Genomic DNA, 25,525 nt, shown 5'->3' with positions numbered 1-25,525 from the left:
GTTATCAACGCCTCCTGCGTTTTAACCACAGCGGGCCCCGAACCTGAAAATAGGTTCGGGGCCCGCGAATGGCGATTCAGCTACTGCAGCATGGTCTTGTCATCAAGCTGCGCGCCCTTGATCTTGCCGAACTCGTCGAGCAGGCCTTGAACGGTCATCTGGGACTTCTGCTCCTGGTTCAAGTCCAAGATGATTTCGCCATCGTGCATCATGATCAGGCGTGTTCCCAGTTGCAGGGCCTGTTCCATATTGTGCGTCACCATCAGCGTGGTCAGCTGGTGGCGTTCGACGATCTCCTTGGTCAACCGGGAAACCAGTGCCGCACGTTGCGGGTCCAGCGCCGCGGTGTGCTCGTCGAGCAGCAGGATCTTCGGCTTGGAGAAGGTGGCCATCAAAAGGCTCAGCGCCTGGCGCTGGCCGCCTGAGAGCAGGCCGACCTTGGTCTTCAAGCGATTCTCCAGGCCCAATTCCAGGCTCTTGAGCTCTTCGACAAAGAGTTCGCGGCGCTTGGAGCCAACGCCCAATCCCAGTCCGCGGAATCGTCCACGGGCATAGGCCAGGGCCATGTTTTCCTCGATGGACATGGTGGGAGCCGTGCCGGCCATCGGATCCTGGAATACCCGGCCGATGTATTTGGCGCGGCTGTAGTCCGCCAGCTTCGTGACGTTTTTGCCCGCGATCGTCACCGAGCCGGTATCCGGCTGGAGCTTGCCCGCGACCATATTCAGCACGGTGGACTTGCCCGCGCCATTGGAACCGATCACGGTGACGAATTCGCCATCGCCCAGTTCCAGGTTGATATTGCGCAGGGCTTTGCGCTCGTTGACCGTTCCCGGGAAGAACGTGCGCGACAGGTTTTTGATACTAAGCATTGGTGCCAACCTCTTCCTTGGCGGTCACGGCGGCAGGGGTGCGCTTGAAGGTCTTCACGATTTTCTGGAATCCCTTCCACTTCGGCAGCAGCAAGGCCACCACGACCAGGATCGCGGAAATCAACTTCATGTCGTTGACTTCCAGACCCACAGATAGCGCCAGCTGGATGACCAAACGGTAGATCACCGCGCCGAAAACAACTGCCAGGGCGGCCAGCCAGATGTAGCGCTGGGTGAAAATCGCCTGTCCCACGATCACCGAAGCCAGGCCGATCAGGATCAGGCCGATGCCCATGCCCACATCGGCGAAGCCCTGGTACTGGGCGATGATTGCGCCGGAGAGCGCCACCAGGCCGTTGGACAATGCCAGGCCCAGGATCTTCTGGTTATCGGTGCTCACGCCGAAGGAGCGGATCATTTCCTGATTATCACCGGTAGCGCGCATGGCCATGCCCAGCTCGGTGTGCAGGAACCATACGATGGCGCCGACGAAGATCAGGCAGATCACGAAGAAGATGCCGATCGACGACCATGAACCGAGAATGCCGGCCGCGCGCAGCGGGCTGATCAGCGTCTCTTCGCCCAGCAGCGGCGTATTGGCTTTGCCCATGATGCGCAGGTTGATCGAATACAACGCGATCATGGTCAAGATGCCGGCCAGCAGGCCATCGATTTTGCCCTTGGTGTGCAGCAGGCCGGTGATCGTGCCGGCGACCATGCCAGCGAAGAAGGCCAGCACGGTAGCCAGCCATGGGTTCATCCCGCTGACGATCCCCACGGAAGCGACCGCGGCGCCGGTGGTGAAGCTGCCGTCAACGGTCAGGTCGGGAAAGTCCAGGATACGGAAGGTCAGATACACGCCGAGCGCCATAATGGCGTAAATCAGGCCGAGTTCAACCGCTGTGATCATGTGTGGATCCTTGAGTTGTGTAGTCACGACGAAAGGCGAGGCATCAGGTTATGCGCCTCGCCTTGCGTCGCTGGTTCTTGCGGGTTTAGTAGACCTCGACGGCCTTGGACTTCATGTCCTCGGTGAATTCGATTCCGGCCTTCTTGGCCGCGTCCTCATTCAGGTACAGGTCCACCTGCGAGATGGTTTCCACCGGAAGGCTGGCTGGCTCGGCTTCGCCCTTGAGCAGCTTCACGGCCATGGCAGCGGTCTGCTCGCCGAGCTTCTCGTAGTTGATGCCGTAGGTTGCGGTAGCGCCGCGCTTCACCGATTCGCCGTCGGCGGAGATGACTGGAACCTTCTTCTTGTCTGCGGTCTGCAGCAGGCCTTCCAGCGCGGAGACCACGGCGTTGTCGGTTGGCACGTAGTATGCGTCAACGTCCAGGGAACCGGCAGCCTGCTGGACTTCGCTGGATGCGGAGATCGCGGCCTTCTCAATGGTCAGGCCCAAATCCTTGGCTGCTTCTTCCGCCATCTCGACCTGGACGGCCGAGTTGGCTTCGCCCGAGGAGTACACGATGCCGACCTTCTTGGCATCCGGCTTCAGCTCCTTGAGCAGTGCCAGCTGTTCGTCCACCGGGTTCATATCCGAGGTGCCGGTGACATTGGCGCCCGGTGCCTCGTTGGATGCGACCAGCTTGGCGCTGACCGGATCGGTGACTGCGGAGAAGACCACCGGAATTTTGGTGATGCTCTGGGCTGCGGCCTGGGCCGACGGGGTGGCCACAGCAAGGACCAGGTCGATATCCGAGTCGGCTGCCAGCTTGCCGGCGATCGAGGTGTTGGTTGCCTGATCCGCTTCGGCGTTGTTCTCATCGTAGGAAATCTTCTCGCCGGTGTACCCGGCCTTTTCCATGCCGGACTTGAAGCCTTCAACTACCGCATCCAGCGAAGGATGCGAGACGTACTGGGCGATGCCGATCTTTACTGCCTCGTCGCTGCCGGCCGAACCGCCGGATCCGTCGCCGCTGCCGCAAGCGGTTAATGCCAGTGCGCTTGCAGCTGCCACGGCTGCAAATTTCATAGCTGTGAAGCTCTTCATTGAAGTTCCTTTCAAAGTTCCCTGATGCGAGTGATTCCCATCGATTGAGCTGTTGCCTGGTAGTGCAGCGCCACAAGTGGGCCGCCGCAGGGAACCGTCCAGGCCTGACGTCGATGATTACCCTAGATCTTACATGTGAACGACCTCACCTTGCTCACAAGAAAGGCGCATTCACAGACGTTTTACTGTTGATTCACGCACCAGTGGACACAAATTCTCCGCCACCGACGAGTTTCTGGAAGTTTTGTATTTTGTTCCCCCAAGATGTCGACACTTGCTTGGACACAGCGGAAATTTGACTCGGGCCGGGAACTGTCGCAGTCCGCGAAATCACCGGTATTCGCCGCCTCGGCTCGGCGGCCTCAAAGAAAGCGCGCGACGCGAATAGAATGGGATCATCATGGCGCTTAGCATTACGTATCCCGAAGCCCTCCCGGTCTCAGCCCGTCGCGCGGACATCCTCAAGGCAGTGCGCGAAAACCAAGTGGTAGTCATTGCCGGTGAAACCGGTTCGGGCAAAACCACCCAGCTGCCCAAAATGCTCATCGAGCTCGGCCTGGCCGAGAAGGGCATGATCGGCCACACCCAGCCCCGCCGCCTGGCCGCGCGCACCGTGGCCGAACGCATCGCCGAAGAAATGGGCACCGAGATCGGCGACGAGGTGGGCTTCCATGTGCGCTTCACCGGCGAGGTCTCCCGCAATACCAAGCTGAAGGTCATGACCGATGGCATCCTGCTGGCCGAAATCCAGCGCGACCGCCTGCTGAAGAAGTACTCGGCGATCATCATCGACGAGGCCCACGAACGCAGCCTGAACATCGACTTCCTGCTCGGATACCTCAAGCAGATCATGCCAAAGCGCCCCGAGCTGAAGATCATCATCACCTCGGCGACCATCGACCCCGAACGCTTCGCCGCGCATTTCGGCACCCCGCTTCCCGACGGCGAGGTCAAGCCAGCGCCGATCATCGAAGTCTCCGGGCGCACCTTCCCTGTGGAACTGCGCTACCGTCCGCTGCAGGCCGAGGCCGAGCTGGATGCCGATGATGAGAATACGCTGGAAGAAGAGCGCGACCCGCTGGATGCGGTCACCGATGCGGTCAAGGAGCTTTCCCGCGAGGCGCCGGGGGACATCCTGATCTTCTTCTCCGGCGAACGCGAAATCCGCGACGCCGCCGAGGCCCTGCGCGCCCTGGTCACCTCGAACAAGCGCATGCCCCGCTATGAGGTGCTGCCCCTGTTCGCCCGGCTTTCGCTGGCCGAACAGCACCGGGTTTTCCACCCCGGCGGTGCGCCGCGCATCATCCTGGCTACCAACGTGGCCGAAACCTCGCTGACCGTGCCGGGCATCAAGTACGTGATCGACACCGGCACCGCCCGCATCTCTCGCTACTCGCATCGCACCAAGGTGCAGCGCCTGCCGATCGAACGCGTCTCCCAGGCCAGTGCCAACCAGCGCTCGGGCCGTTGCGGCCGCGTCTCAGAGGGCATCGCCATCCGCCTGTACTCGGAGGACGACTTCCAAGCGCGCCCGGAATTCACCGACCCGGAAATCCTGCGCACCAACCTGGCCAGCGTCATCTTGCAGATGATCTCCATGGGCGTGGTTTCCTCCGCGGCCGAGGTCGCGCAGTTCCCGTTCGTCCAGCCGCCCGAAGCCAGGGCCATCACCGACGGCGTGAACCTCTTGCGCGAACTGGGCGCACTGGGCTCCAGCAAGGCCGCCAAGCTCACGGACATTGGGCGCAAGCTGGCCCAGCTGCCGCTGGATGTGCGCCTGGGCCGGATGATCGTCGAGTCCGCGCAGCGCGGCGTCGCCAAGGAGGTCATGGTGCTGGCCGCCGGGCTGAGCATCCAGGACCCGCGCGAACGGCCCAGCGAGGAAACCGGCCAACGTGATCGCGCGGTGGAATTGCACAAGCGCTTCGCCGACGAGAAGTCCGACTTCATCGCGCTGCTGAACCTCTGGGCCTACCTGCAGGAGCAGCAAAAAGAGCTGTCCTCCTCGGCATTCCGCCGGTTGTGCAAGTCCGAATTCATCAACTACCTGCGCGTGCGCGAATGGCAGGATTTGTTCACCCAGCTGCGCCAGCTGGCCAAGCCCCTGGGCATCACCGTAGCTGCCGCGCCAGTGGATCCGGCGGCCAATGAAGATGCGGTGCACATTTCGCTGCTGGCCGGGCTGCTCGGGCATATCGGCCTCTACGATGAGCGCAAGCGCGACTACCTGGGCGCGCGCGGCACCCGCTTCGCGATCTTCCCCGGATCGGGACTGTTCAAGAAGTCCCCGACCTGGGTCATGTCCGCCGAACTGGTGGAAACCTCGCGCTTGTGGGCCCGGGTCAACGCGGCCATCTCGCCGGAATGGGTTGAGGAAGTCGCCCCGCACCTGCTCAAGCGCACCCACTCCGAACCTCACTGGTCCAAGCGCACCGGATCGGTCATGGGCTATGAGAAGGTCACGCTCTTCGGCCTGCCGATCATTCCGCGCCGCCAATTCCATTATTGGCGCGTGGATCCGCAGCTGGCCCGAGAACTGTTCATCCGCCATGCCCTGGTCGAGGGCGATTGGCGCACGCACCACAAGTTCTTCGCCAAGAACCGGGCGCTCCTCGAAGAGGTGGAAGAGCTTGAAACCCGCATGCGCCGCCACGATCTGCGGATCAGTGACGAGGAGCTCTTCGCTTTCTACGACGCCCGCGTGGGCGAGCAGGTCTACTCCGAGCGGCACTTCGACCGCTGGTGGAAGAAGGCCCGGGCCACCGACCCGGCCCTTCTGGACTTCGATCCCGACGCCCTGCTGGCCGAGGGCGGGCAGCTGGATGAAAGCCTGTTCCCGACCACCTGGCAGCTAGGTTCCATCCACCTGCCGCTGAGCTACGAATACAATCCTGCGGCCTCCGGCGCCGAGGGCGACGGCGTATCCTTGAGCGTGCCCGTGGTGTTCCTGAACCAGCTGGATCCGGCGCGCTTCGCCTGGCTGATCCCGGGTCTGCGCCACGAGCTGATCACCGCGCTGATCCGCTCCATGCCCAAGTCGATCCGCAAGAACTTCGTGCCGGCCCCCGATGTGGCGGCCAAGGCCCTTGATATGCTCACCGCGGACTTCGATCCGGCCGCCGACGATCTGGCCGAATCCCTGGCACTGGTCCTGCGCCGGCTGCGCGGCATGGTGGTCGATCCTGCGGTCTTCGACTTCGCCACGCTGCCCGCGCACCTGCGCTTCGGCTTTACCGTCACCGATGCTTCGGGCAAGGTACTCGGCCACGGTGATGACCTCGCGGCCCTGCAGCATAAGTTCGCCGCGGCCAACCGGGCGGCGCTGGCCAGCGGGGTCAACTCCCCCGGGGCCGGCAAGCCGGCTGCCGGCGGCAAGGCCGTGCCGGCTGCCAAAACCCGCAAGAAGGCCGAAGCCGCCGGCGCGTGGGACCAAAAGGGGCTGGATTCCTGGCCGCAGCTACCGGCAACCGGCGAAACCCTGGGCGATGCCCTGCCGGCCAAGGTGACCACCACCGTGATGGGCCAGCAGATCACCGCGTACCCTGGGCTGAACGACAACGGCTCCACCGTGGATCTGACGGTCTTCCGCAACGAATTGGAGCGCGATGCCGCGCACCGCAGCGGCGTGATCCGCCTGCTGATGCTGCGTTTGCCGTCAGCGGCCAAGTTCGTGATTTCGCACCTGAACAATGCTGAGAAGCTGGTCTTCACCCAGAACCCGCACGGGTCGATCGACAAGTTGATCGCCGACTGCACGATGGCCGCCGTGGACCAGCTGGTGCCCGAGCGGCTGCCGATGAACCGCGCCGGGTTCGAGGCCCTGTTCGAAACCGTGCGCGCCGAGCAGATCGATACCATCTTCACCATCACAGCGATCGTGGCCAAGGTCTTCGGCGCCTCCACGCGCATCAACAAGGACCTGAAGAACACCAAGTCGCTGGCGATGTTCGCAGCGGTCACCGATATCCGCTCGCAGCTGGAGCAGCTGATCTATCCTGGCTTCATCGCTGCCACCGGGGCCGCGAACCTGATGCGCCTGCCACGCTATGTGCAAGGTGTAGAGAAGCGCCTGGAGAAGCTGCGCGGCGGGGCGGTGACCCGTGATTCGCAGGCCCTGCTGGTGATCCAGAAGTTGGAGGACGAGTACGATGCCGCACTCGAACGGGTTCCTGACGGCGCCCGCGTCCCGGCAGCGCTGGCCCAGGTGAAGTGGATGCTGGAGGAGATGCGCATCTCGCTGTTCGCCCAGGAACTGGGCACCGCCTATTCGGTGAGCGAAAAGCGCATCCGCAAGGCGATCAAGGACGGCCTGGCGCAACTGTAGATTGCGGTAAAGTGGTCGGCATGTCGAGTCCCGAGTCAGACTTCTTCGGGGTTGCCGGCCACGCCGCCAGCCCCCTGCTCCCCTGAAACTCCGTCCGCGTGATGCGCGGGCGCGCTTTCGGGCATCCTAGGGTGCAACCGGTGGTGGCACAAGCCAACTTGTTCCTTCACCCCGGAGTCTTCCATGCCTTGCGCCCTCTACCTGCTTGCCCTGGCGGTCTTCGTCATGGGCACCTCAGAATTCATGCTCGCGGGCCTGCTTCCCGCAATATCCGCCGACCTTGATGTCGATCTGGGCGCCGCGGGGCTGCTCACCTCGGCCTTCGCCGTGGGCATGGCCCTCGGCGCACCGCTGATGGCAGCCGTCGCCCAGTTCCCAGACGCCCCGGACGCCCCGGACGCCGTCGCTGCAGAACCCACCCGGCCCGGCGCCGAATCTGGGCACCGAGCTGGCCCAGCTGCTCAGGCCACAACTGGCAGGCACCATGTTGCTGGCGGCCTTGGTGAACGGCGGGACATTTGCCGCATTCACCTTTATCGCACCGATTGCGACCGTGACGGCCGGCATGCCCGAAGGAGCGGTCCCGCTGGTTCTGGTGCTCTTCGGACTCGGCTCGTTTTCGGGCATCACGATTGCCGGCCGGTTCTCGGACCGGCGCCCGCTGCTGATCCTGATCGTGGGCGGCCCGCTGTTATTGGCCGGGTGCATCGCCCTGAATGAGCTGGCCGAACACCCTGCGGCACTGCTGGCGCTGGTCTTCGCCCAAGGGTTCTTGTCCTTCGCGGTGGGTAGCACGTTGATCACACGCGTGCTCTACGCCGCGACCGGCGCCCCGCGCAGGGGCGGATCCTACGCGACCATGGCGCTGAATGTCGGAGCTGCCCTCGGTCCGGTGCTCGGAGGCATCACTCTCAGCGCCGGCTTCGGGCAGCTCTCCCCGGTGTGGGTGGCCATGCTGCTGGTCGCGCTGGCACTGCTCATCGCTCTTGCGGCACCACGACTACTTGGCTCGCGATAACCAACCCACCGATTTCAGGCTTCGGGCACGAACTCGCCGTGGCCATCGGCGACCAGCCCGTCGCGCAGCTTCTGCGCATTTTTGTCCATCTGATGCGGATCCGGGTCCAGCGCCGCATTGGACAGGTCGAAATCCGCCAGCGAATTGGTCGGCCACACGTGCACATGCAGGTGCGGCACTTCGAATCCGGCGATCATCAGCCCGGCACGCTGCGCGCCGAAAACGCGTTTCTGACTCTGCCCGATCTTCTGCGCAACCAGGGTGAGGTGCGTGAGCAGCTCGGGGGCGGCATCGGTGAACTCGTCGATCTCTTCGCGCGGAACCACCAGGGTGTGCCCGTCGGAGAGCGGGCCGATGGACAGGAAGCCGACGCACGTCTCGTCCTTCCACACGAAGCGTCCTGGGATCTGGCCGTCGATGATCTTGCTGAACAGCGTGCTCATTGCTGCCTTTCTGCGGGTAGTTGAAATCTAGTTGCGGTGTTTTTCGTCGCTGGTCGCGACCGGTGCCTGCGGGTAGGAGCAGTATTCGGACCAGCCGCCCGGATACAGGCCCAGTTCGATCCCGGCGCTCGCGGCGGCCAGCACCTGGTGGGCCGCGGTGATTCCCGAACCGCAGTACGCCGCCGATCCGGGCTGCTGGGCGCCGAGCTTCTCGAACCCTGCACGCAGCATCTGAGGATCGTAGAAGCGCGCCTGCTCGTCGATATTATCGGTGGTCGGCCGGTTCAATGCGCCGGGGATATGGCCGGCGACGGGATCCACTGGTTCCTCGATGCCCAGGTACCTTGCCGTGGCCCTCGAATCGATCAGAACCCCTGGCAGGGAGTCCAGCTCGTCGAATTCCACTACCGGCATCCGGCCCCAGGACAGGGACACGGATCCGGGACCCACCGCCGGCGCTTGGGTTGAGAGCTGCCCGGAAGCCTGCTTCCAGGCATCCAATCCCCCATCAAGCACCTGCACGTTTTCGAACCCGGCATGGCGCAATAACCACCATGCGCGAGCGGCCGCCAGCGCCCCGGAATCATCGTAGACCACCACGTGGCTGTCCTGGTTGATCCCCCAGCGCCGGGCCGCCGCTTCGAAATCCGCGGGCAGCGGCAAGGGGTGCCGGCCGGTATGCTCGCCCACCGCGCCGGAAAGCTCGCGTTCCAGATCGACAAACACCGCGCCCGGGACATGGCCTTGGGCGTACTGCTGCGCTCCGTCATCACGCCCGAGCACCCAGCGGACATCAAGGAGCACGCGGGAAGGCAGGTCCTGCAATTCTTCAGCTGAAATCAAGGGGTTCATCCGCGCTACCTCGCCAGGAGTTCTTCGACTTTGTTTTCGACGCCCGGCTGCAGGCGCTCGAAGCGGCTGCCATCGCCCTCGGCAATCGCGCCGAGCTGCCGATCAAACAGGGAGACGCCGCGTTCATTAAGCAGCCCGTCATGGATCGGCGTCCAGCAACCTGCCTTGACCGATACTGCGAAGTCCGCGGCCTCCGACATCTTCGCCCACGGCGCCATCACCGGAAGCAGCAAGACATCAACCCGGACGTCGACCGGGACGTGATAGCTATCGCCCGGGTGATACACCACCGGCTGTCCTACCGCATGATCGCCCAGCAGGTAGCCGACATTGGCGACCAGGTCGATCGACTGGTGGATCGTGGCATGGGTGCCGCCGACCGTGCGCACCTTGATTCCACCGACGACGAAGTCCGCCCCGGCGCACACCGTGTGCACCTGGCTGGCCGCCGCCGAGGGCAGCTGCTCGCGCAGGCTTCGGGCCAGCGCGGCAGGCGCGTAGACCTCCAGGACAGAGTTGGCGCCAAGGGCCTGGACGATGGCATTTTCATCGGCGTGGTCCACATGCTCGTGGGTGATCAGCACCGCACTCTTGCCTTCGAAAGCGCCTGTCAGATCCGAAAAGACTCCAGGATCCAGCAGCAGCGAACCATCGATCGTACTCAGTTCAATGCAGGAATGGCCTCTGGTTTTGATACGCATATCTTTAGCGTAGGCTCCACGCCCCGCCCGTGCCAGCGCCAGACACGCATCATCTTGGAAAGTTGGCTAAAATTGAGTGGAAGCACAGGTGATTGGCTCAGTAGATTGACCCTTTGCCCACGAACATCGAAGTCAAGGAATGGTGCACGTAGATGTCCCAGCCAGAAACCCGGATCACCAAGCAGCGATTGGCTGTCACTCAGGCCTTGAGCGAGATCGACGATTTCGCCACGGCCCAGCAGCTGCATCGCTGGTTGCAGGATTCCGAGAAGAAGGTTTCGCTGGCGACCGTCTACCGCCTCTTGCAGTCCATGGCCGACGACGGCCTGCTCGATGTTCTGCGCAGCGGCGACGGCGAAGCCCGTTTCCGCCAGTGCGTCACCGAGACCCATCACCACCATCTCGTCTGCCGATCCTGTTCGAAGACCGTGGAGGTACAGGCTCCATCGGTCGAACGCTGGGCAGCGCGCGTTGCCGCCGAACATGATTTTTCCGAGCCCGAGCACACTGTGGAGATCTACGGCGTCTGCGCCGAATGCCGCGCTAAAAAGCTTGCTTAGGTGCCGCCAAACCAGCTTTTCCTGCCTCGACGATCCGTCAAACCCTCGTCTGACATGCGACTTTACCATGTTCTAAAAGTTATGCACCCGCAACCGAATACTCGAAGACATATTCGACTAACAGGCGTAAAATAAGAATATGTCCGAAACAACGATCCCCCGCACGGGTACCCCCAACCCAGAGAACCACGGCAACTACACCGCCATGGTCCTCGGGCTGGAAGCCGACCTGGCCCGGATCGAAGAACACGGCACCACCGAAGAATGCCTCGAAGCCATCTCCCTGCTCGAAACCCTCACCTCCTCCGCGGACTACCACAAAGCCGCGTTGAGCCACCAAGCAGAAATCAACATCACCCGCACCAACACCCAAAAAGGCACATTCACCCAGCTGAACCGCGGCGCTGCCGCCAGCGTCGCTCTGGCCCGCAAAGCAGACCCCCACGGCTACGGCGCCTACCTGGAAAACTGCCGCATCCTCTTCAACGACACCCCGCACCTGGCCGCAGCCTACAGCCGCGGCGAATACACCGAAACACAGATGCGCGCCATCCTCACCCCGCTGCGCGGAGTCAAAGCAGAGCGTCGCAAAGAATTCGATGACTTCTACGCTCTGAACCCGGCCATGTTCCACAACCTAGGCAACCGGAAAATCGGCGACACCGTCAAGGACTTCACCCTCGCCTACGGCAGTGACGACCAGTGCAAAGAGCAAAAAGCCGCCGACGAGCAACGCCACGTCAAATTCACCGCCCACCCAGCCACCGGCACCATGAACCTGCACGCGCACCTGCCACTGGCCGCCGGCATCGCCATGAAAAACGCGATCAAAGCCAAATCCCAAAGCCTCAAAGCCGCAGGCGATGAACGCACCCGCGCCCAGATCGAAGCAGACTACCTCGCCAGCTTCTGCACCAACCCCGACGCCAAGGTGCCCGTGAACCTGAACATCGGGCTGATCATGACCGACAAAACCCTGTTCCTCGGCGGCCGGCAGCCCGCCTACCTCGAAGGGTACGGCGTGATCGCACCGCAGTACGCGCGGGAGCTGGTCGCGGGCCAGGAGATCAGCAACAACATGACCCTGGCTGAAATGGCGAAAACCCGTTCCCCGGCCTTCATCGAACAGCTCGAAGCCACGGTGGAACTCATCCGCCTCTATACCGCTCCAGGGGATAAAGACTTGATCGCGATGGATTCCAAAGCGCGGATCTTCCCGGAGAAAATGAAGAAGTTCATCAAGATGCGCGACCGCGGGTGCCGCACCCCGTTCTGTGACGGGATGATCGAAGAATACGACCATGTCACCCAGGTCTATCTCGGTGGGCATACCTGTGTGATCAACTCCGACGGACGGTGCAAGTTCTGCAACCAGGCCAAGGAAACCCCCGGATGGCAGGAAATCGTCATCGCGTCCGGCCCGCATGAGATGAAGATCGCGACCGGAATGGGCCCGACCTATCATTCCACTGCGCCGCCTGCGACGGGCTTCGCGCATAAGCCGTACCCGCAGTGCATGAGTGAAGCTGATTGGGTGCGATCTTTCGAAGAATGGCTGAACCGGCCACCAGATACGGGCAGCAGTCCGCCCGGCATCGAGGATATCCCCGCATAACGGGGATGGAAGAGTCGTTGATTACCTGTTGGATACACCAATCGCCCCAGTCCAGAACTGGGGCGATGGGAAAAGTTGCACTTACACCTGATGGCGCCGTCGCGGAGAACGCACATATTCAATTCCACGGCAGATGACGTAAATCAGGAACGAAATCGTCGTGACATACGGGCTAATCGGAAGAGCGCCAGCCAGCGCCAACAGAATGCCACCAACAACTGCCAATTCCGCAAAAGCGATCGACAGCACCACAGTAAGCACAGGATTGGACGTGACTCGCATCGCCGCGGCCGCCGGTGTAATCAACAGAGCAAGTACCAGCAAGGCGCCGACAACCTGGATGGTGACTGCCACCGCCAGCGCCAGGATCACCATGAAGAAAATCGATAGTCCCGACGTACGCACTCCTCGGGCATTGGCTACCACCGGATCTACCGAAGCAAAGGTCAGCGGACGCCAAACGAGGATCAAAGCGAGAACCACGACGAGCGACAGCACCAGCATGCCGGTCAGCTGGAGGTTGTCGACCGCGACAATCTGGCCGGTGAGCAATCCGAACTTATTGGCACTGCGTCCCTCATAAAGCGACAGGAACAAGATACCCAGACCCAGCCCGAAAGGCATCAGGACTCCGGTAATCGAGTTACGGTCACGGGCTCTCGTCCCCAGAAATCCGAGGATCAATGCCGCGATAAGTGATCCAAGCACCGATCCAGTCACCACATCCGCGCCGATCAGCAGCGCAAACGCAGCACCGGCGAAGGACAGCTCCGCGATTCCGTGAACAGCAAACGCCATATCGCGCATCATGATGAAGATGCCGATCAACCCGCCAACGATGCCCAGGACCGCGCCGGCAATAAGCGAGTTGTAGACGAGCGGCAACAGCTGTGCGTAATCGTCAAAATTAAAAGCTTTGTCGATGAAGTCCGAAAAGTTCATGCCCTGCCCCTACTTCCCGGTTTCCAAGTCAATGTCTTCAGCGTGGTCATGGCCATCTGCTGGCAGAGCGTGCGCCCCTTCGCCGGAGACCACGACGATTCGCCCATTCACCCGCAGCACTTCAACCGGTGCACCATAAAGTTCGGTGAGCACCGAAGACTGCATGACCTCATCCACGGTTCCAAGATGGAACCGGCCTTCAGCCAGATACAGCACACGATCCACGTAAGGAAGAATCGGGTTGATTTCATGCGTCACGAAGATGACTGCACTCCCCCGATCAGCAGCCTGGCGGTGGATGACTTCGCTGATGGCCTGCTGGTGATGCAGGTCGAGCGACAGCAACGGTTCATCGCATAGGAGCACCCGCGGATTGCCAGCCAGGGCCTGGGCAGCGCGCAAACGCTGCTGCTCGCCACCGGAAAGATCGGAGACCGGGCGGTTGGCATAACCGCTGGCTCCGACCATGTCCAGCAACTCGTCCACTTGCGTGCGAACCGAGTTGCGTCCAATGCGGATCCCGAGCTTGGAACCATCGAGGCCGAGAGCTACCAAGTCGCGGGCGCGCAACGGCACATTATCGCCAAAGGGCCGTTGCTGGGGAATCAGGCCAACGGCTGCCGATCCTCGTCGGACCGGCGCGCCACCGATCGACACAGAACCCTTGTTGAGCGACGTGGTCCCCAGCATGGTGTTGACAAAGCTGGTCTTGCCGGAGCCATTGGGCCCCAGCACTGCAAGAAACTCCCCCGGCGCGATGGACAGGTTCAGCTCATCCCAGAGCACACGGGACCCATAGGCCAAGCGCGCGTCCTCAAAGCGGACAATGGGGCTAGATGACATGGACTGCTTTCTAAACTTCGCGGATATTGGTTTGCCAGCGACGAAAAACTGCGGCACCCGATGGGGTGCCGCAGTCAATCTTATCAGTTGCGATTCATTCGCAATACGCACTCAGATGGTGAGCTTCGCCTAGTTCCCCTGCTTCTCGGTACGCGGCGGGGAGGTGCGCTTCCGGGTGGTGTCGGTAATTTCACCCACCAGCACCTCGATCACATCTTCGAGGAAGACGACGCCAACTGCCGAGCCGGCAGCATCGACAACCACCGAAAGATGGTTGCCTTCCTGGCGCATTTCTTCCAGAGCGGCTTCGATCTCGGTATCCTGCCCCAGCTTGCCCAGCGGGTGCAGCGGAAGATCCCGCAGCGGCTGGGTGGAATGCGCGTCGTCGATCAGCATCACGTCCTTCACATGCCAGTAGCCCACCGGAACATCGTTCTTGGTGATCAGCATGCGCGAGAAGCCGGTCTTGCCAACCTTCTTCTCGAACTCGCGAGCGGTTGTTTCGCCCCATTCCAAGGTGAACAGGTCATCCATGGGAACCATGCAGCTTCGCGCGGTCACCGAGGAGAATTCCAGCGCCTTCGTCAAGCGCAAGGCGTTGTCCTCATCCAAGGTGCCCTCTTCCGACGAGGTGTCGATGATCGATCGAACCTCGGCCGCAGTGTAGGAACTGGACACTTCGTCCTTCGGCTCGATGCCGAAAGCATGAAGCACCAAGTTCGCTATGCCGTTGAGCATCGAAGTGATGGGCTTGAGCACCTTGGACAGGCCAACCAGCGGCATGGCCAACAGCATCACGGCCTTGTCGGCCACGGATACCGAGATGTTCTTCGGCACCATTTCGCCGAAGGTGACATGCAAGAAGGTCACCAGAACCAGTGCGATCAAGAAGGCAACTGTATCGGCCGCCGACTCAGCCATGCCGATCATGGTCAATGGCTCCGCCAGCAAGTGGTGGATAGCCGGTTCGGAGATATTCAGGATCAGCAGCGAGCAGACGGTAATGCCGAGCTGGCAGACAGCCAGCATCACCGAGACATGCTCCATGGCATACAGCGCGATCTTCGCCCGCTTATTGCCTTCGTCGGCCAGCGGTTCAATCTGCGAACGACGAGCGCTCATCACCGCGAATTCGCCGGCGACGAAGAATGCGTTGAACAACAGCAGTACGACCAGCCAGATCAGGCCCATGAAATCATGCATTGTCGGCCTCCTGCTCGGTTGCCGAAGGTTCGAAGCGAACCTGGGCGATACGGCGGCCATCAAGCTCGGTTACGGTGAAGATGCCATTTTCGGTCTCGACCTGGTCATTGAGCTCGGCCAAGCGGCCAAGTTCGGCCAGCATGAATCCGCCGATGGTCTCGTAGGAGGACTCCTCGGGAATCACTTCGCGGTCAAAATTCTCGTTGACCTGATCCGGCCGGAACATTCCGGGGAACAACCAATTGCCGTTGGGCTGGGTGACGGCTTCCTCTTCGTCCTCGTCGTGTTCGTCAGAAACTTCGCCGACGATCTCTTCGACAAGGTCCTCCAAGGTGACCAGCCCGGCGGTTCCACCATATTCGTCCATCACGATGGCGATCTGGAATTCAGCCGCACGCAGCTGCTCCAGGAGCACATCAAGGTGGATGGTCTCCGGGACGTACAGCGCGTCGCGAGCGAATTCACCGACCTGCAGGGCTGCCCGGCGTTCACGTGGCACCGAAACGACGGCCTTCACATGGCAGATGCCCTGGATTTCATCGCTGGATCCCTCGATAACAGGGAAACGCGAAAAACCGGTATCGGCGCTGACCTCGATCAGCTCGGAGAGCGGAGCCTGCGAATCGATGGTGGACATCGAGGTACGCGGCGTCATCACGTCGGCCGCTGTGCGTTCGGAAAACTCGATCGTGGATTCCACAAATCGTGCGGTCTGCACGTCGAGGGTTCCCAGTTGGGCCGAGCGGCGCACCAGCGAGGCCAGTTCCTGCGACGAACGCGCAGCCGAAATTTCTTCCTTGGCTTCCAGGCCGAAGAAACGGTGCAGCACGGCGTTGGAGAATCCGTTCAGCACCACGATGGCTGGCTTGAAGATGGCGGTGAAGACCAGCTGCGGGCGAGCCAAGAGCTTGCCGACGGACATGGCCTGGGCGATGGCCATATTCTTCGGGACCAGCTCGCCGATGAGCATCGAGAGCAAGGTGGCCAGGACCAACGAGACTACCACGGCGATCGCCACGGAACTTGCTTCAGGAATGCCGATCCGCTCCATGAGCGGTTCCAGCAAAGAGCTCATCGCTGGTTCCAGAACGTAACCGGTGAGCAATGTGGTTAAAGTAATGCCCAATTGGCAGCTAGAGAGCTGGGTGGACAGCGAGGTCAAGCATTGAAGAAGAGGCTTGGCGCCGCGTTCGCCGCGCTCGACGGCGTTTTGCACCGTGCTTTTATCAAGGGCGACCAATGAGAATTCCACGGCCACGAAGAAGCCGGTGCCGAGAATCAGCAACAGGCCAAGAAGTATGAAGAGCCAATCCATAGGTGGTTACCACCACCTGTTCATCGGCATGAGGGTGTGAGGTTCAGTGCCGATTCGACGGCAACTAGAAGGCTCCAATCGGGAGCCGGAACCTGCTGAACATGGACTGTGTTGGCCGGCACTGCGCCCGTGGGCGGCACACCGGCTTGGAGAGTGTGATTCCATAGTGCGATTTAGTCTATCGAATGATGCCCCTTTGCGCACCACTTCGACATGGGGGCGTTCAACGGTAGCTTTACCACGCCGAACGGGATGTTATACACGACACTTTCGTGAGATTACATACGTGCCGTGGCCAAGTGCGCGTAAAAGTAACTAGACTGGTGCGCAGGTCTAGAAATCTTGTGAGCCGAAGTGGTCGATTCACGTCCTCGGAAGACCACCGGCTCAAGCTAGAACAACGTAGAAATCAGGGAAGAGGCGTTGCACGTGCCAGAGCAAGCACACCACCGACTTACTGAAGAGTTTGGTGGAAACGAGTGGCTAGTAGACGAGCTGTTCGAACAGTATCTCGTCGACAAGAACTCGGTAGATAAGAAATGGTGGGATATTTTCGAATCTCTCGCCGCCGACAAGAAGGCACCGGCAGCGCAGCCGGCGCCAGCGGCGCCAGCAGCAACTACTGCAGCACCCGCAACGACCGGGCAAAGCGCACCACGCGCCGCGGCCCAGGCCCGGACTTCCGAGCCAGCACCAGCTTCAAAGCCAGCACCAGCCGCAGCGCCTGCCGCTGAGGCCAAGAAGGCAGAGCCAGCACCGAAGACTGCGCCGATTCCGGCTCAGGCTCCAAAGACTGCCCCTTCCACCGAACTTTTCGGTGAGGAAAAGCGCACTCCACTGCGCGGGCCAATGAAGGCCATCGCTACCAACATGGATGCCAGCCTCACCGTGCCGACCGCAACCACCGTGCGCGCGGTTCCGGCCAAGGTGATGATCGACAACCGCATCGTCATCAACAACCACCTCAAGCGTGCTCGTGGTGGCAAGATCTCCTTCACCCACCTGATCGGCTTCGCCGTGATCCGTGCGCTGAAGCAGATCCCATCGATGAACGTCACCTACGATGTGATCGACAAGAAGCCGACTGCAATCCAGCCGGCTCACGTGAACTTCGGCATCGCCATCGACATGCCAAAGCCTGATGGCACCCGCATGCTGGCCGTGCCGAACGTCAAGGCCGCCGAGACCCTGAGCTTCAACGAGTTCTGGGCCACCTACGAAGACTTGATCAAGCGTGCGCGCGGCAACAAGCTGACCGCCGACGACTACGCAGGCACCACCGTCTCGCTGACCAACCCCGGCGGCATCGGCACCGTGCACTCGGTGCCCCGCCTGTCCAAGGGCCAGGCCGCGATCATCGGCGTCGGCGCACTGGAATACCCGGCCGAATACCGCGGCTCCTCGGAGAAGACCGTGGCCCGCCTGGGCATCGGCAAGCACATCACCCTGACCTCCACCTACGACCACCGCGTCATCCAGGGTGCAGGTTCGGGCGAGTTCCTGAAGCTGGTCGAATCCCTCTTGCTCGGCGAGCAGGGCTTCTACGACGAGATCTTCGAGCAGCTGCGCATCCCATACGAGCCAGTTCGCTGGGCCGTTGACAACCAGGTCGATATCGACCTGCAGGTCAACAAGGTCGCTCGCATCCAGCACCTGATCAACTCCTACCGGGAGCGCGGCCACCTGATGGCCGACATCAACCCGCTGGAATACGTCCAGCGCAAGCACCCGGACCTGGACATCAACAACTACGGCCTGACCCTGTGGGATCTGGACCGCGAGTGGATCACCGGCGGCTTGGGCGGCAAGGATCGCGCCCTGCTGCGCGATATCCTCGGCACACTGCGCGATGCCTACTGCCGCACCATCGGCACCGAGTACATGCACCTGCAGAACCCGGAAGAGCGCGAGTGGTTCCAGGCCAAGCTGGAGTCGCGTTACGCGAAGCCAACCCGCGAAGAACAGCTGCGCATCCTGAGCAAGCTGAACTCCGCAGAGGCTTTCGAGACCTTCCTGCAGACCAAGTTCGTCGGCCAGAAGCGCTTCAGCCTCGAAGGCGGCGAATCGCTGATCCCACTGCTCGATGCCATCATCTCCGATGCGGCAGACGACCAGCTGGACGAGGTCGCCATCGGCATGGCCCACCGCGGCCGCCTGAACGTGCTGACCAACATCGCCGGCAAGACCTACGCACAGGTCTTCCGCGAATTCGAAGGCACCGCTACCCCGGGCTCGGTCCAGGGTTCGGGCGACGTCAAGTACCACCTGGGCACCGAGGGTTCGTACACCTCGGATGCCGGCAACCAGACCAAGGTCTACCTGGCTGCCAACCCATCGCACCTGGAAGCAGTTGATCCAGTGCTCGAGGGCATCACCCGCGCCAAGCTGGATCGCCTGGGCTCGAAGAATGAAGTCCTGCCGATCCTGGTGCACGGCGACGCGGCCTTCGCAGGCCAGGGCGTGGTCTCCGAGGTCCTGGCCATGAGCCAGCTGCCCGGCTACAAGACCGGCGGTACCGTTCACGTGATCGTGAACAACCAGATCGGCTTCACCACCGCTCCTAGCTCCTCGCGCTCTTCGGTCTACTCTTCGGATGTGGCCCGCACCGTCCAGGCTCCGATCTTCCACGTCAACGGGGATGACCCGGAGGCAGTGGTCCACGTAGGCCAGCTGGCCTTCGAGTACCGCCAGAAGTTCGGCAAGGACGTTGTCATCGACCTGGTTTGCTACCGCCGCCGCGGCCATAACGAAGGCGACGATCCTTCGATGACCCAGCCGATCATGTACAACCTGATCGAAGCCAAGCGCTCTACCCGCAAGCTGTACACCGAGGCCCTGGTTGGCCGTGGCGACATCACGCAGGAAGAAGCAGAGCACGTCTTGGCCGAGTACAAGGAGAACCTGGAGCGCATCTTCGCTGAGACGCATGCCGCCCAGACCTCCCCGATCCCGATCATCACCCCGGGCTCGACCATCAACGACCTGGAGAAGCCATTCGCCCAGGCTGCCGACGAGAACACCGTCGACGGCGCCCGCGGCTCGGCCATCTCGGCACAGACCTTGGCACACATCGGTGCAGCCCACGTTCAGATTCCTGAGGGCTTCACCATGCACACCAAGCTGAAGTCGCTGCTGGAACGCCGCGAAAAGATGTCCCGCGAAGGCGGCATCGACTGGGGCTTCGCAGAAGTTGCTGCCCTCGGCTCGCTGTCCATGGAAGGCGTGCCAGTGCGCCTGGCCGGCCAGGACTCGCGCCGCGGCACCTTCGTTCAGCGTCACTCGGTCTTCCACGACCGCGAGAATGGCACCGAGTGGTACCCGCTGCACAACCTGAGCGACGACCAGGCTCCGCTGTGGATCTACGACTCGCTGCTCTCCGAATACGCTGCGCTCGGCTTCGAGTACGGCTACTCGGTGGAACGCCCGGATGCACTGGTGATGTGGGAAGCCCAGTTCGGCGACTTCGTCAACGGCGCGCAGACCGTGATCGACGAGTTCATCTCCTCGGCCGAGCAGAAGTGGTCGCAGTCCTCCTCGCTGGTCATGCTGTTGCCGCACGGCTACGAAGGCCAGGGCCCGGACCACTCTTCGGCACGCATCGAGCGCTTCTTGCAACTGTGCGCTGAGAACAACATGGTTGTGGCCCAGCCTTCCACCGGCGCCAACCACTTCCACCTGTTGCGCCGCCAGGCCTACGCCCGTCCGCGCAAACCGCTGATCGTCTTCACTCCGAAGCAGCTGTTGCGCCTGAAGGCCGCTGCCAGCTCGGTTGAGGACTTCACCACCGGCGGTTTCCAGGAGGTTATCGGCGATAACACCATCACCGATGCCAACGCCGTGGACAAGGTGCTGCTGTGCTCCGGTCGCGTCTACTACGACCTGATCGCCGCACGCAGCAAGGCCCAGGACTCCAAGACCGCGATCGTGCGTGTTGAGCAGCTCTACCCGGCTCCTGCCGAGCAGATCGCCGCTGAGCTGGCCAAGTACCCGAATGCCAAGGCATCGTGGGTACAGGATGAGCCAGCCAACCAGGGCCCATGGCCGTTCTTCGGCCTGTACGTCGCACCTCAGCTGGATCAGAAGATCACCTTGGTCTCCCGTCCGGCATCGGCTGCGACCTCCGCAGGTACCGCAAAGCGCCACGACGCAGAAAACGCAGTGCTGCTTCAGCAGGCCTTTGCCCGCTAAAGCACGCCGCAACACGCTGCTGACGTGAAGTTGCCGGCGAGTTTTCCCAGCTGATGCTGGGGAAACTCGCCGGCAACTGCTCTTTAACCCGCTATGGGGACTGATCGGTAACTTGTGGCGTTTATCCAGCGCGAATCTCCCCCGATGCCAGTGCCTTCACTGCTAAGGTGGGGATCGATTCATATTCTTGAAGCCAACGAAAGGTCGCCCAGTTGGAGTTACGCACAATCCGTATTACCGCAATCGGAGATGAGCTGCTGGCCGGACATGGGGACCCTCGCGGGCTAGGCTGGTTCGGCCGTGTCATGGCCCGAACCCAGGATCCTGCGCTGCGCTTGCAGTCCTTCGTTTTAGCCTCCCCCGCCGAGGGTTCCGAGGCGCTGGCAGAACGCTGGATGGGGGAAGCCTCACGGCGATTCAGCGACCAGTACGAGAACCGCCTGGTCATCGCGCTCTCGGATCGCGACGTCGACCTCGACGTCTCCACCGCGCGCAGCCGGCTGAACCTGGCCAACATCCTGGATTCGGCCTCGCAGATGAGCATCAAGGCGCTGCTCGTCGGCCCGGCTCCCGGCCTGGATGACGCCCGCAACCAGCGCGTGGCCGAGCTCAACCGCGTGTATTCCGATGTGGCCCTGCGCCGCAACCACCACTATGTCGACACCTTCACTCCCCTGCGTTCACATGCGCAGTGGCGTGCTGACCTGAATGCCTCCGGCGGGGTGCCCGGGCAGGCAGGCTACGGCCTGATGGCCTGGCTGGTGCTGCACCGCGGTTGGTACTCGTGGCTGGACCTGCCGGAGCCAGGCGAGGGCTAAAGCACCTTCTGCGCGTTAGGAAAATCGGCGCAAAGTATGAAAGACTATTAGTCGGCCCGAATTATCGGGAAGATCCATTGATCCCTCAAAGGAGTCACCATGTCGAAGCGCGCTCGTAAGCGTCGCGATCGCAAGCGTGGCGGTGCCAACCACGGCAAGCGCCCAAACAGCTAAGCGAAGCGAACATAAAAAGAACCCCGTACCATTCGAGTTTGACTCGAACGCTACGGGGTTTCTCTTTGCCTGCTAGTGGCCGGACTCGACACGGATCTGCGAGATCCGGGCGATGATATTGGCCTTCAGCGTCCGCGGAGCCTGCTCCTGGCAGCTGCGGCGCACCACCGAACGGATAATGCACTCCAGGTCGTACTCTTCGGTGCACTCCGGGCAGCCGTCCAAATGCGACTTGACCTCTTTGAGGTCGCTGAGCGTCAAGGCACCGTCGAGGTACTCATAGATGCGTACGATGCGGTCATCGGCGCAATCACCCAATGAATTGCAATCCATCTTATTTCGCTCCTCCATCAGCCTTCGCGGCGCTCTTATTCCGAGCCCCGGTGGCTATCCCACGATCTGCCGCATAATCGGCGAGCAGTTCCCTCAAGTTCTTACGTCCACGATGCAAACGGGACATCACGGTGCCAATAGGCACGCCCAGGATGTCACTGGCTTCCTTGTAGCTGAAGCCTTCGACGTCCACGAAGTACACGGCCATGCGGAAATCCTCGCCGATGGCCTGCAAAGCGGCCTTCACGTCGGAGTCCGGAAGATGGTCCAGGGCCTCGACCTCAGCCGAACGCAAACCGGTAGGCGAATGCTCCATGGCCGAAGCCATCTGCCAGTCCTCGACGGTATCCGTGCTGGTACGCAGCGGCTCACGCTGGCGCTTGCGGTACAGGTTGATATACGTATTGGTCAGGATGCGATACAGCCAGGCCTTCAGGTTGGTCCCTGGCTTGTACTGGTGGAAGGCCGAGTACGCCTTGGTGTAGGCCTCCTGCACCAGATCCTCTGCGTCGGTCGGATTGCGGGCCATGCGCAGGGCAGCCGAATACAGCTGGTCCACATACTCCATGGCGTCACGCTCGAACCGTTCGCGACGCTGTGCCTCGGACTCGGTGGCCACATCGGGCAAATTCTCGTCCACACTCTTGTTGTTCATCAAGCTTGAGTCTACGCGGTTGCCGGCGCTATTGCGCGTATTCGCCCGCGATCGGGTAGCAGTACGAGTGCCCCGTGGCTCGTCGGCCACCACGCAGGTGGTGCCGCCCACTGTCGAAGTATCCTGTCTGATCGTCACACTGGGTATAACCACAGGAGCTAAAACCTTATTCCCGCACCGATCTCGGCTAGGATTTAACTAAAACCGCACGAGCCTAAGGATCAGCAATCAGCACTGCAAGCGCCTCTGGAAACTCCCAGTTAGATCGACCGAACGACGAAGGCGACTGGTGGCCTGCCCCGCATGTGGCCACCGGGGTTGACGCCATCGTTTCGGTGCCCGCTTCGAAGTCGCTGACCAACCGCTATCTGATCCTGGCGGCCTTGGCCTCCTCGCCCTCGACCATCCACAACACGCTGATCAGCCGCGATACCGAATTGATGCTCGCGGCCCTGGCCAGTTTCGGGACCGGGATCGAACGCACCGAGCAGCCCGATGGCTCCACCACCGTGGTCATCACCCCGGCGGCAGCCTTGGAGCGCGGGCCGCTGGAGATCAACTGCGGCCTGGCCGGCACGGTGATGCGCTTTGTCCCGCCGCTGGCCGCGGTGGCCGGTGCCACGGTGAGCTTCGACGGCGATCCGCACGCCCGCCTGCGCCCGATGGCACCTGTGCTCGACGCGCTTCAGGCACTGGGCGTGGCCATAAGCTTCACCGGCGAGCAGGGCATGCTGCCCTTCACCATGGATGCCAGCGGGCTGAAGCCGGTTGGGCCGGTAGTGATCGATGCCTCCAGCAGCTCCCAGTTCATTTCGGCGCTGTTGCTTGTCGGCCATGCCCTGCCCGGCGGGCTGGAACTGCGCGCCGCCGATGGGCCGATCGCTTCGCCGGATCACATCATGATGACCGTGCAGACCCTCAGGGAACTCGGTGTGCAGATCACCGTGGACGATGACCAGCGCGGTTGGCGCATCCAACCGGGCGAGTTGCGCGGGTTCACGGTCACCGTGGAGCCCGACCTGTCCAATGCCGGCCCATTCCTCGCCGCGGCCTTGGCCAGCAAGGGCAGCGTCGGCATCCGCTTCTGGCCGGCCACCACCACCCAAGTCGGCGGCAAGTGGGTGCAGATCCTGACCGCGATGGGCGCCGAGGTCCACCATGGGGCGGACGGGGTGCTGAGGGTGCGCTCCACCGGCGAGCTGCGCGGCATCGACTATGCCGACGCTTCCGAACTGGCCCCGACCCTCGCGGCATTGTGCGCCCTGGCCGACTCCCCGAGCACGCTGACCGGCATCGGGCACCTGCGCGGACATGAAACCGACCGCCTGGCGGCATTGGAGACCGAGCTGGGCAAGGTCGGGGTGAAGGTCACAGCCACCGAGGACAGCCTGCAGATCACCCCGGGCCCATTGCACGCGGCTGATCTGCACAGCTACGCCGACCACCGCATGGCCACCGCCGGCGCCCTGCTGGGCCTGGCCATCGACGGGATCCGAGTCGAAAACATCGCCACCACCGCCAAAACCATGCCGCAATTCCCGCAATTGTGGGCGGATATGGCCGCGACCGCGCAGGCAGCCGGCTGATGCGCTACTCCGAATACGACGAGTCGTCGGTCCGCGTCCGCCCGAACAAGCGCGGATCACGCCCCCGCACCAAGGACCGCCCGGCCTATGAGAAGGCCGAGATCGGCCGCATCATCACCGTGGACCGCGGCCGGTATACCGCGATCCTGGACGAGGACACCAGCGCCGAGCGCATCGTGATTGCCGCCCGCGCCCGTGAACTGCGCCGCCAGGCCATTGTGCCCGGCGACCTGGTCGCGCTGGTCGGCGATACTTCCGGCAAGCCCGATACCCTCGCCCGCCTGGTGCGGATCGAAGAGCGCACCACCCTGTTGCGGCGCAGCGCCGATGATACCGACGCCACCGAACGGGTGGTCGTGGCCAATGTGGACAAGCTGGTCATCGTGGTCGCGGCCGCCAATCCAGAACCCCGCACCGGCTTTGTGGACCGCGCGCTGGTGGCCGCCTACGATGCCGGAATCCAGCCGGTGCTGTGCGTGACCAAGGCCGATGTGAAGGATCCTGCCGAATTCCTGGCGCACTACGAGGGACTGGATTTCCCGGTGGTCATTTCCCGCACCACCACGGCCGATGCCTCCGGCGTGGACGCCCGGGGCGCCGACGGCTCCAGCGCCCGCCTGGATGCGAACGCGCTGAAGGAATTGGACGAGCTGCTCGCCGGCTGCGTTTCGGTGGTCCTGGGCCACTCCGGGGTGGGCAAGTCCACGCTGGTCAACGCGCTGACCGGGTCGACCCGCGCCACCGGGCACGTCAACGCGGTCACCGGACGCGGACGCCACACCTCCTCCAACGCCCTGGCCTTGCGCTTCGGCCAGGTTCCAGGCTCGTGGCTGATCGACACCCCCGGCATCCGCTCCTTCGGGCTGGGCCTGGTGGATCCGGATAACATCCTGGCGGCCTTCGAGGACCTTGCCGAAATCGCCACCGATTGCCCCCGCGGCTGCACCCATGCCGCCGGCGAGGCCGGCTGCGCCCTGGAAGCCTGGGCGCAAGCGGCCGAAACCAGCCAACCGGCCGATCGCTTGGCCTCATACCGCCGATTGGTCACCACCGAGGAAACCACGCACGAAAAGGAGCTCGGCGCGCTTTAAG

20 protein-coding genes and 1 pseudogene are annotated in these 25,525 nt (G+C 62.4%); 9 read left to right on the top strand and 12 right to left on the bottom strand.

Going from position 1 to position 25,525, the window contains the following annotated elements; translation table 11 throughout:
- Window positions 1-80: 80 nt before the first annotated feature.
- The 3 genes from D3791_RS14340 to D3791_RS14330 form a co-directional block, all read right to left on the bottom strand.
- Entirely contained in the window at window positions 81-872 is a 792-nt protein-coding gene (locus tag D3791_RS14340; protein ID WP_022876354.1) for an ABC transporter ATP-binding protein, read from the bottom strand.
- Window positions 865-1,782 carry an ABC transporter permease gene (locus D3791_RS14335; protein WP_022876355.1) on the bottom strand — a complete coding sequence of 306 codons (918 nt, stop codon included), beginning with the start codon at window positions 1,780-1,782 and terminating at the stop codon, window positions 865-867. Before D3791_RS14335 ends, D3791_RS14340 begins: the two co-directional genes overlap by 8 nt.
- A gap of 85 nt (window positions 1,783-1,867) precedes the next feature.
- Window positions 1,868-2,863, bottom strand: a complete 996-nt coding sequence (locus tag D3791_RS14330; RefSeq protein ID WP_172512585.1) for an ABC transporter substrate-binding protein — start codon at window positions 2,861-2,863, stop codon at window positions 1,868-1,870.
- Window positions 2,864-3,263: 400 nt separating this feature from the next.
- On the opposite strand from D3791_RS14330, the gene hrpA reads away from it, so the two are divergent.
- On the top strand, window positions 3,264-7,187 hold the full coding sequence (gene hrpA, locus D3791_RS14325) for an ATP-dependent RNA helicase HrpA (RefSeq protein ID WP_172512584.1): 3,924 nt from the start codon (window positions 3,264-3,266) through the stop codon (window positions 7,185-7,187).
- Window positions 7,188-7,370: 183 nt separating this feature from the next.
- Window positions 7,371-8,205 (top strand): annotated as a pseudogene (locus D3791_RS16945) (MFS transporter).
- A 14-nt stretch (window positions 8,206-8,219) separates the two neighbouring features.
- Here the strand turns inward: D3791_RS16945 and D3791_RS14315 are convergent.
- Genes D3791_RS14315 through D3791_RS14305 form a run of 3 tightly spaced genes read right to left on the bottom strand, consistent with a single transcriptional unit; the run spans window position 8,220 to window position 10,201 of the window.
- Entirely contained in the window at window positions 8,220-8,648 is a 429-nt protein-coding gene (locus tag D3791_RS14315) for an HIT family protein (protein WP_172512583.1), read from the bottom strand.
- A 27-nt stretch (window positions 8,649-8,675) separates the two neighbouring features.
- On the bottom strand, window positions 8,676-9,500 hold the full coding sequence (locus D3791_RS14310) for a sulfurtransferase (protein WP_172512582.1): 825 nt from the start codon (window positions 9,498-9,500) through the stop codon (window positions 8,676-8,678).
- A gap of 5 nt (window positions 9,501-9,505) precedes the next feature.
- Window positions 9,506-10,201 carry an MBL fold metallo-hydrolase gene (locus D3791_RS14305; RefSeq protein WP_172512581.1) on the bottom strand — a complete coding sequence of 232 codons (696 nt, stop codon included), beginning with the start codon at window positions 10,199-10,201 and terminating at the stop codon, window positions 9,506-9,508.
- A 152-nt stretch (window positions 10,202-10,353) separates the two neighbouring features.
- Between D3791_RS14305 and D3791_RS14300 the strand changes: the two genes are divergently transcribed.
- Complete coding sequence (locus D3791_RS14300; protein ID WP_172512580.1) at window positions 10,354-10,761, top strand: Fur family transcriptional regulator; 408 nt, start codon at window positions 10,354-10,356, stop codon at window positions 10,759-10,761.
- 139 nt (window positions 10,762-10,900) lie between these two features.
- Window positions 10,901-12,376, top strand: a complete 1,476-nt coding sequence (locus D3791_RS14295) for an HNH endonuclease (RefSeq protein ID WP_172512579.1) — start codon at window positions 10,901-10,903, stop codon at window positions 12,374-12,376.
- Window positions 12,377-12,457: 81 nt separating this feature from the next.
- Here the strand turns inward: D3791_RS14295 and D3791_RS14290 are convergent, their stop codons facing one another.
- The 4 genes from D3791_RS14290 to D3791_RS14275 form a co-directional block, all read right to left on the bottom strand.
- Window positions 12,458-13,318, bottom strand: a complete 861-nt coding sequence (locus tag D3791_RS14290) for a metal ABC transporter permease (RefSeq protein WP_172512578.1) — start codon at window positions 13,316-13,318, stop codon at window positions 12,458-12,460.
- Between the two features lie 9 nt (window positions 13,319-13,327).
- A complete protein-coding gene (locus D3791_RS14285) occupies window positions 13,328-14,161 on the bottom strand; it encodes a metal ABC transporter ATP-binding protein (RefSeq protein ID WP_022876856.1) in 834 nt (277 codons plus the stop codon).
- 129 nt (window positions 14,162-14,290) lie between these two features.
- Window positions 14,291-15,364 (bottom strand): hemolysin family protein, encoded by a 1,074-nt coding sequence (locus D3791_RS14280; RefSeq protein WP_022876855.1) that lies wholly within the window; start codon window positions 15,362-15,364, stop codon window positions 14,291-14,293.
- Complete coding sequence (locus tag D3791_RS14275) at window positions 15,357-16,679, bottom strand: hemolysin family protein (RefSeq protein WP_022876854.1); 1,323 nt, start codon at window positions 16,677-16,679, stop codon at window positions 15,357-15,359. The genes D3791_RS14280 and D3791_RS14275 overlap by 8 nt, the downstream gene beginning before the upstream one ends.
- 429 nt (window positions 16,680-17,108) lie before the next feature.
- On the opposite strand from D3791_RS14275, the gene D3791_RS14270 reads away from it, so the two are divergent.
- The 3 genes from D3791_RS14270 to D3791_RS16940 all read left to right on the top strand — a co-directional run bounded on the left by D3791_RS14270 (window position 17,109) and on the right by D3791_RS16940 (window position 21,859).
- Window positions 17,109-20,867 (top strand): multifunctional oxoglutarate decarboxylase/oxoglutarate dehydrogenase thiamine pyrophosphate-binding subunit/dihydrolipoyllysine-residue succinyltransferase subunit, encoded by a 3,759-nt coding sequence (locus D3791_RS14270; RefSeq protein ID WP_172512577.1) that lies wholly within the window; start codon window positions 17,109-17,111, stop codon window positions 20,865-20,867.
- Between the two features lie 212 nt (window positions 20,868-21,079).
- A complete protein-coding gene (locus D3791_RS14265) occupies window positions 21,080-21,685 on the top strand; it encodes a GDSL-type esterase/lipase family protein (RefSeq protein WP_022876852.1) in 606 nt (201 codons plus the stop codon).
- 99 nt (window positions 21,686-21,784) lie between these two features.
- On the top strand, window positions 21,785-21,859 hold the full coding sequence (locus D3791_RS16940; protein ID WP_369299107.1) for a 50S ribosomal protein bL37: 75 nt from the start codon (window positions 21,785-21,787) through the stop codon (window positions 21,857-21,859).
- 72 nt (window positions 21,860-21,931) lie between these two features.
- Here D3791_RS16940 and rsrA read toward each other — a convergent pair whose 3' ends face one another.
- Both rsrA and D3791_RS14255 read right to left on the bottom strand, forming a co-directional pair.
- The gene (rsrA, locus tag D3791_RS14260) at window positions 21,932-22,192 is read right to left on the bottom strand and encodes a mycothiol system anti-sigma-R factor (RefSeq protein ID WP_022876851.1); all 261 of its coding nucleotides are present in this window, start codon (window positions 22,190-22,192) and stop codon (window positions 21,932-21,934) included.
- A 1-nt stretch (window position 22,193) separates the two neighbouring features.
- Window positions 22,194-22,847, bottom strand: coding sequence for a sigma-70 family RNA polymerase sigma factor (locus D3791_RS14255; protein ID WP_052165331.1), 654 nt, complete (start codon window positions 22,845-22,847; stop codon window positions 22,194-22,196).
- 305 nt (window positions 22,848-23,152) lie between these two features.
- On the opposite strand from D3791_RS14255, the gene aroA reads away from it, so the two are divergent.
- Window positions 23,153-24,433 (top strand): 3-phosphoshikimate 1-carboxyvinyltransferase, encoded by a 1,281-nt coding sequence (aroA, locus tag D3791_RS14250; protein ID WP_246242143.1) that lies wholly within the window; start codon window positions 23,153-23,155, stop codon window positions 24,431-24,433.
- On the top strand, window positions 24,433-25,524 hold the full coding sequence (rsgA, locus tag D3791_RS14245) for a ribosome small subunit-dependent GTPase A (protein WP_172512576.1): 1,092 nt from the start codon (window positions 24,433-24,435) through the stop codon (window positions 25,522-25,524). The genes aroA and rsgA overlap by 1 nt, the downstream gene beginning before the upstream one ends.
- Window position 25,525 lies beyond the last annotated feature (1 nt).

It is taken from the genome of Glutamicibacter mishrai, from assembly GCF_012221945.1.
GTDB classification, from domain to species: domain Bacteria; phylum Actinomycetota; class Actinomycetes; order Actinomycetales; family Micrococcaceae; genus Glutamicibacter; species Glutamicibacter mishrai.
Note: the sequence above shows the minus strand (reverse complement) of the source record. Positions and strands in the feature narration are given on the sequence as shown.

What these genes read in the sequence shown, in the direction of transcription:
- D3791_RS14290 (WP_172512578.1), bottom strand. Translation starts at nt 13,318, where the DNA reads ATGAACTTTTCGGACTTCATCGACAAAGCTTTTAATTTTGACGATTAC.
- D3791_RS14335 (WP_022876355.1), bottom strand. Translation starts at nt 1,782, where the DNA reads ATGATCACAGCGGTTGAACTCGGCCTGATTTACGCCATTATGGCGCTC.
- D3791_RS14310 (WP_172512582.1), bottom strand. Translation starts at nt 9,500, where the DNA reads ATGAACCCCTTGATTTCAGCTGAAGAATTGCAGGACCTGCCTTCCCGC.
- D3791_RS14295 (WP_172512579.1), top strand. Translation starts at nt 10,901, where the DNA reads ATGTCCGAAACAACGATCCCCCGCACGGGTACCCCCAACCCAGAGAAC.
- D3791_RS14330 (WP_172512585.1), bottom strand. Translation starts at nt 2,863, where the DNA reads ATGAAGAGCTTCACAGCTATGAAATTTGCAGCCGTGGCAGCTGCAAGC.
- D3791_RS14275 (WP_022876854.1), bottom strand. Translation starts at nt 16,679, where the DNA reads ATGGATTGGCTCTTCATACTTCTTGGCCTGTTGCTGATTCTCGGCACC.
- D3791_RS14305 (WP_172512581.1), bottom strand. Translation starts at nt 10,201, where the DNA reads ATGCGTATCAAAACCAGAGGCCATTCCTGCATTGAACTGAGTACGATC.
- D3791_RS14300 (WP_172512580.1), top strand. Translation starts at nt 10,354, where the DNA reads ATGTCCCAGCCAGAAACCCGGATCACCAAGCAGCGATTGGCTGTCACT.
- D3791_RS14340 (WP_022876354.1), bottom strand. Translation starts at nt 872, where the DNA reads ATGCTTAGTATCAAAAACCTGTCGCGCACGTTCTTCCCGGGAACGGTC.
- D3791_RS14255 (WP_052165331.1), bottom strand. Translation starts at nt 22,847, where the DNA reads ATGAACAACAAGAGTGTGGACGAGAATTTGCCCGATGTGGCCACCGAG.
- D3791_RS14285 (WP_022876856.1), bottom strand. Translation starts at nt 14,161, where the DNA reads ATGTCATCTAGCCCCATTGTCCGCTTTGAGGACGCGCGCTTGGCCTAT.
- rsgA (WP_172512576.1), top strand. Translation starts at nt 24,433, where the DNA reads ATGCGCTACTCCGAATACGACGAGTCGTCGGTCCGCGTCCGCCCGAAC.
- hrpA (WP_172512584.1), top strand. Translation starts at nt 3,264, where the DNA reads ATGGCGCTTAGCATTACGTATCCCGAAGCCCTCCCGGTCTCAGCCCGT.
- rsrA (WP_022876851.1), bottom strand. Translation starts at nt 22,192, where the DNA reads ATGGATTGCAATTCATTGGGTGATTGCGCCGATGACCGCATCGTACGC.
- D3791_RS14315 (WP_172512583.1), bottom strand. Translation starts at nt 8,648, where the DNA reads ATGAGCACGCTGTTCAGCAAGATCATCGACGGCCAGATCCCAGGACGC.
- D3791_RS14280 (WP_022876855.1), bottom strand. Translation starts at nt 15,364, where the DNA reads ATGCATGATTTCATGGGCCTGATCTGGCTGGTCGTACTGCTGTTGTTC.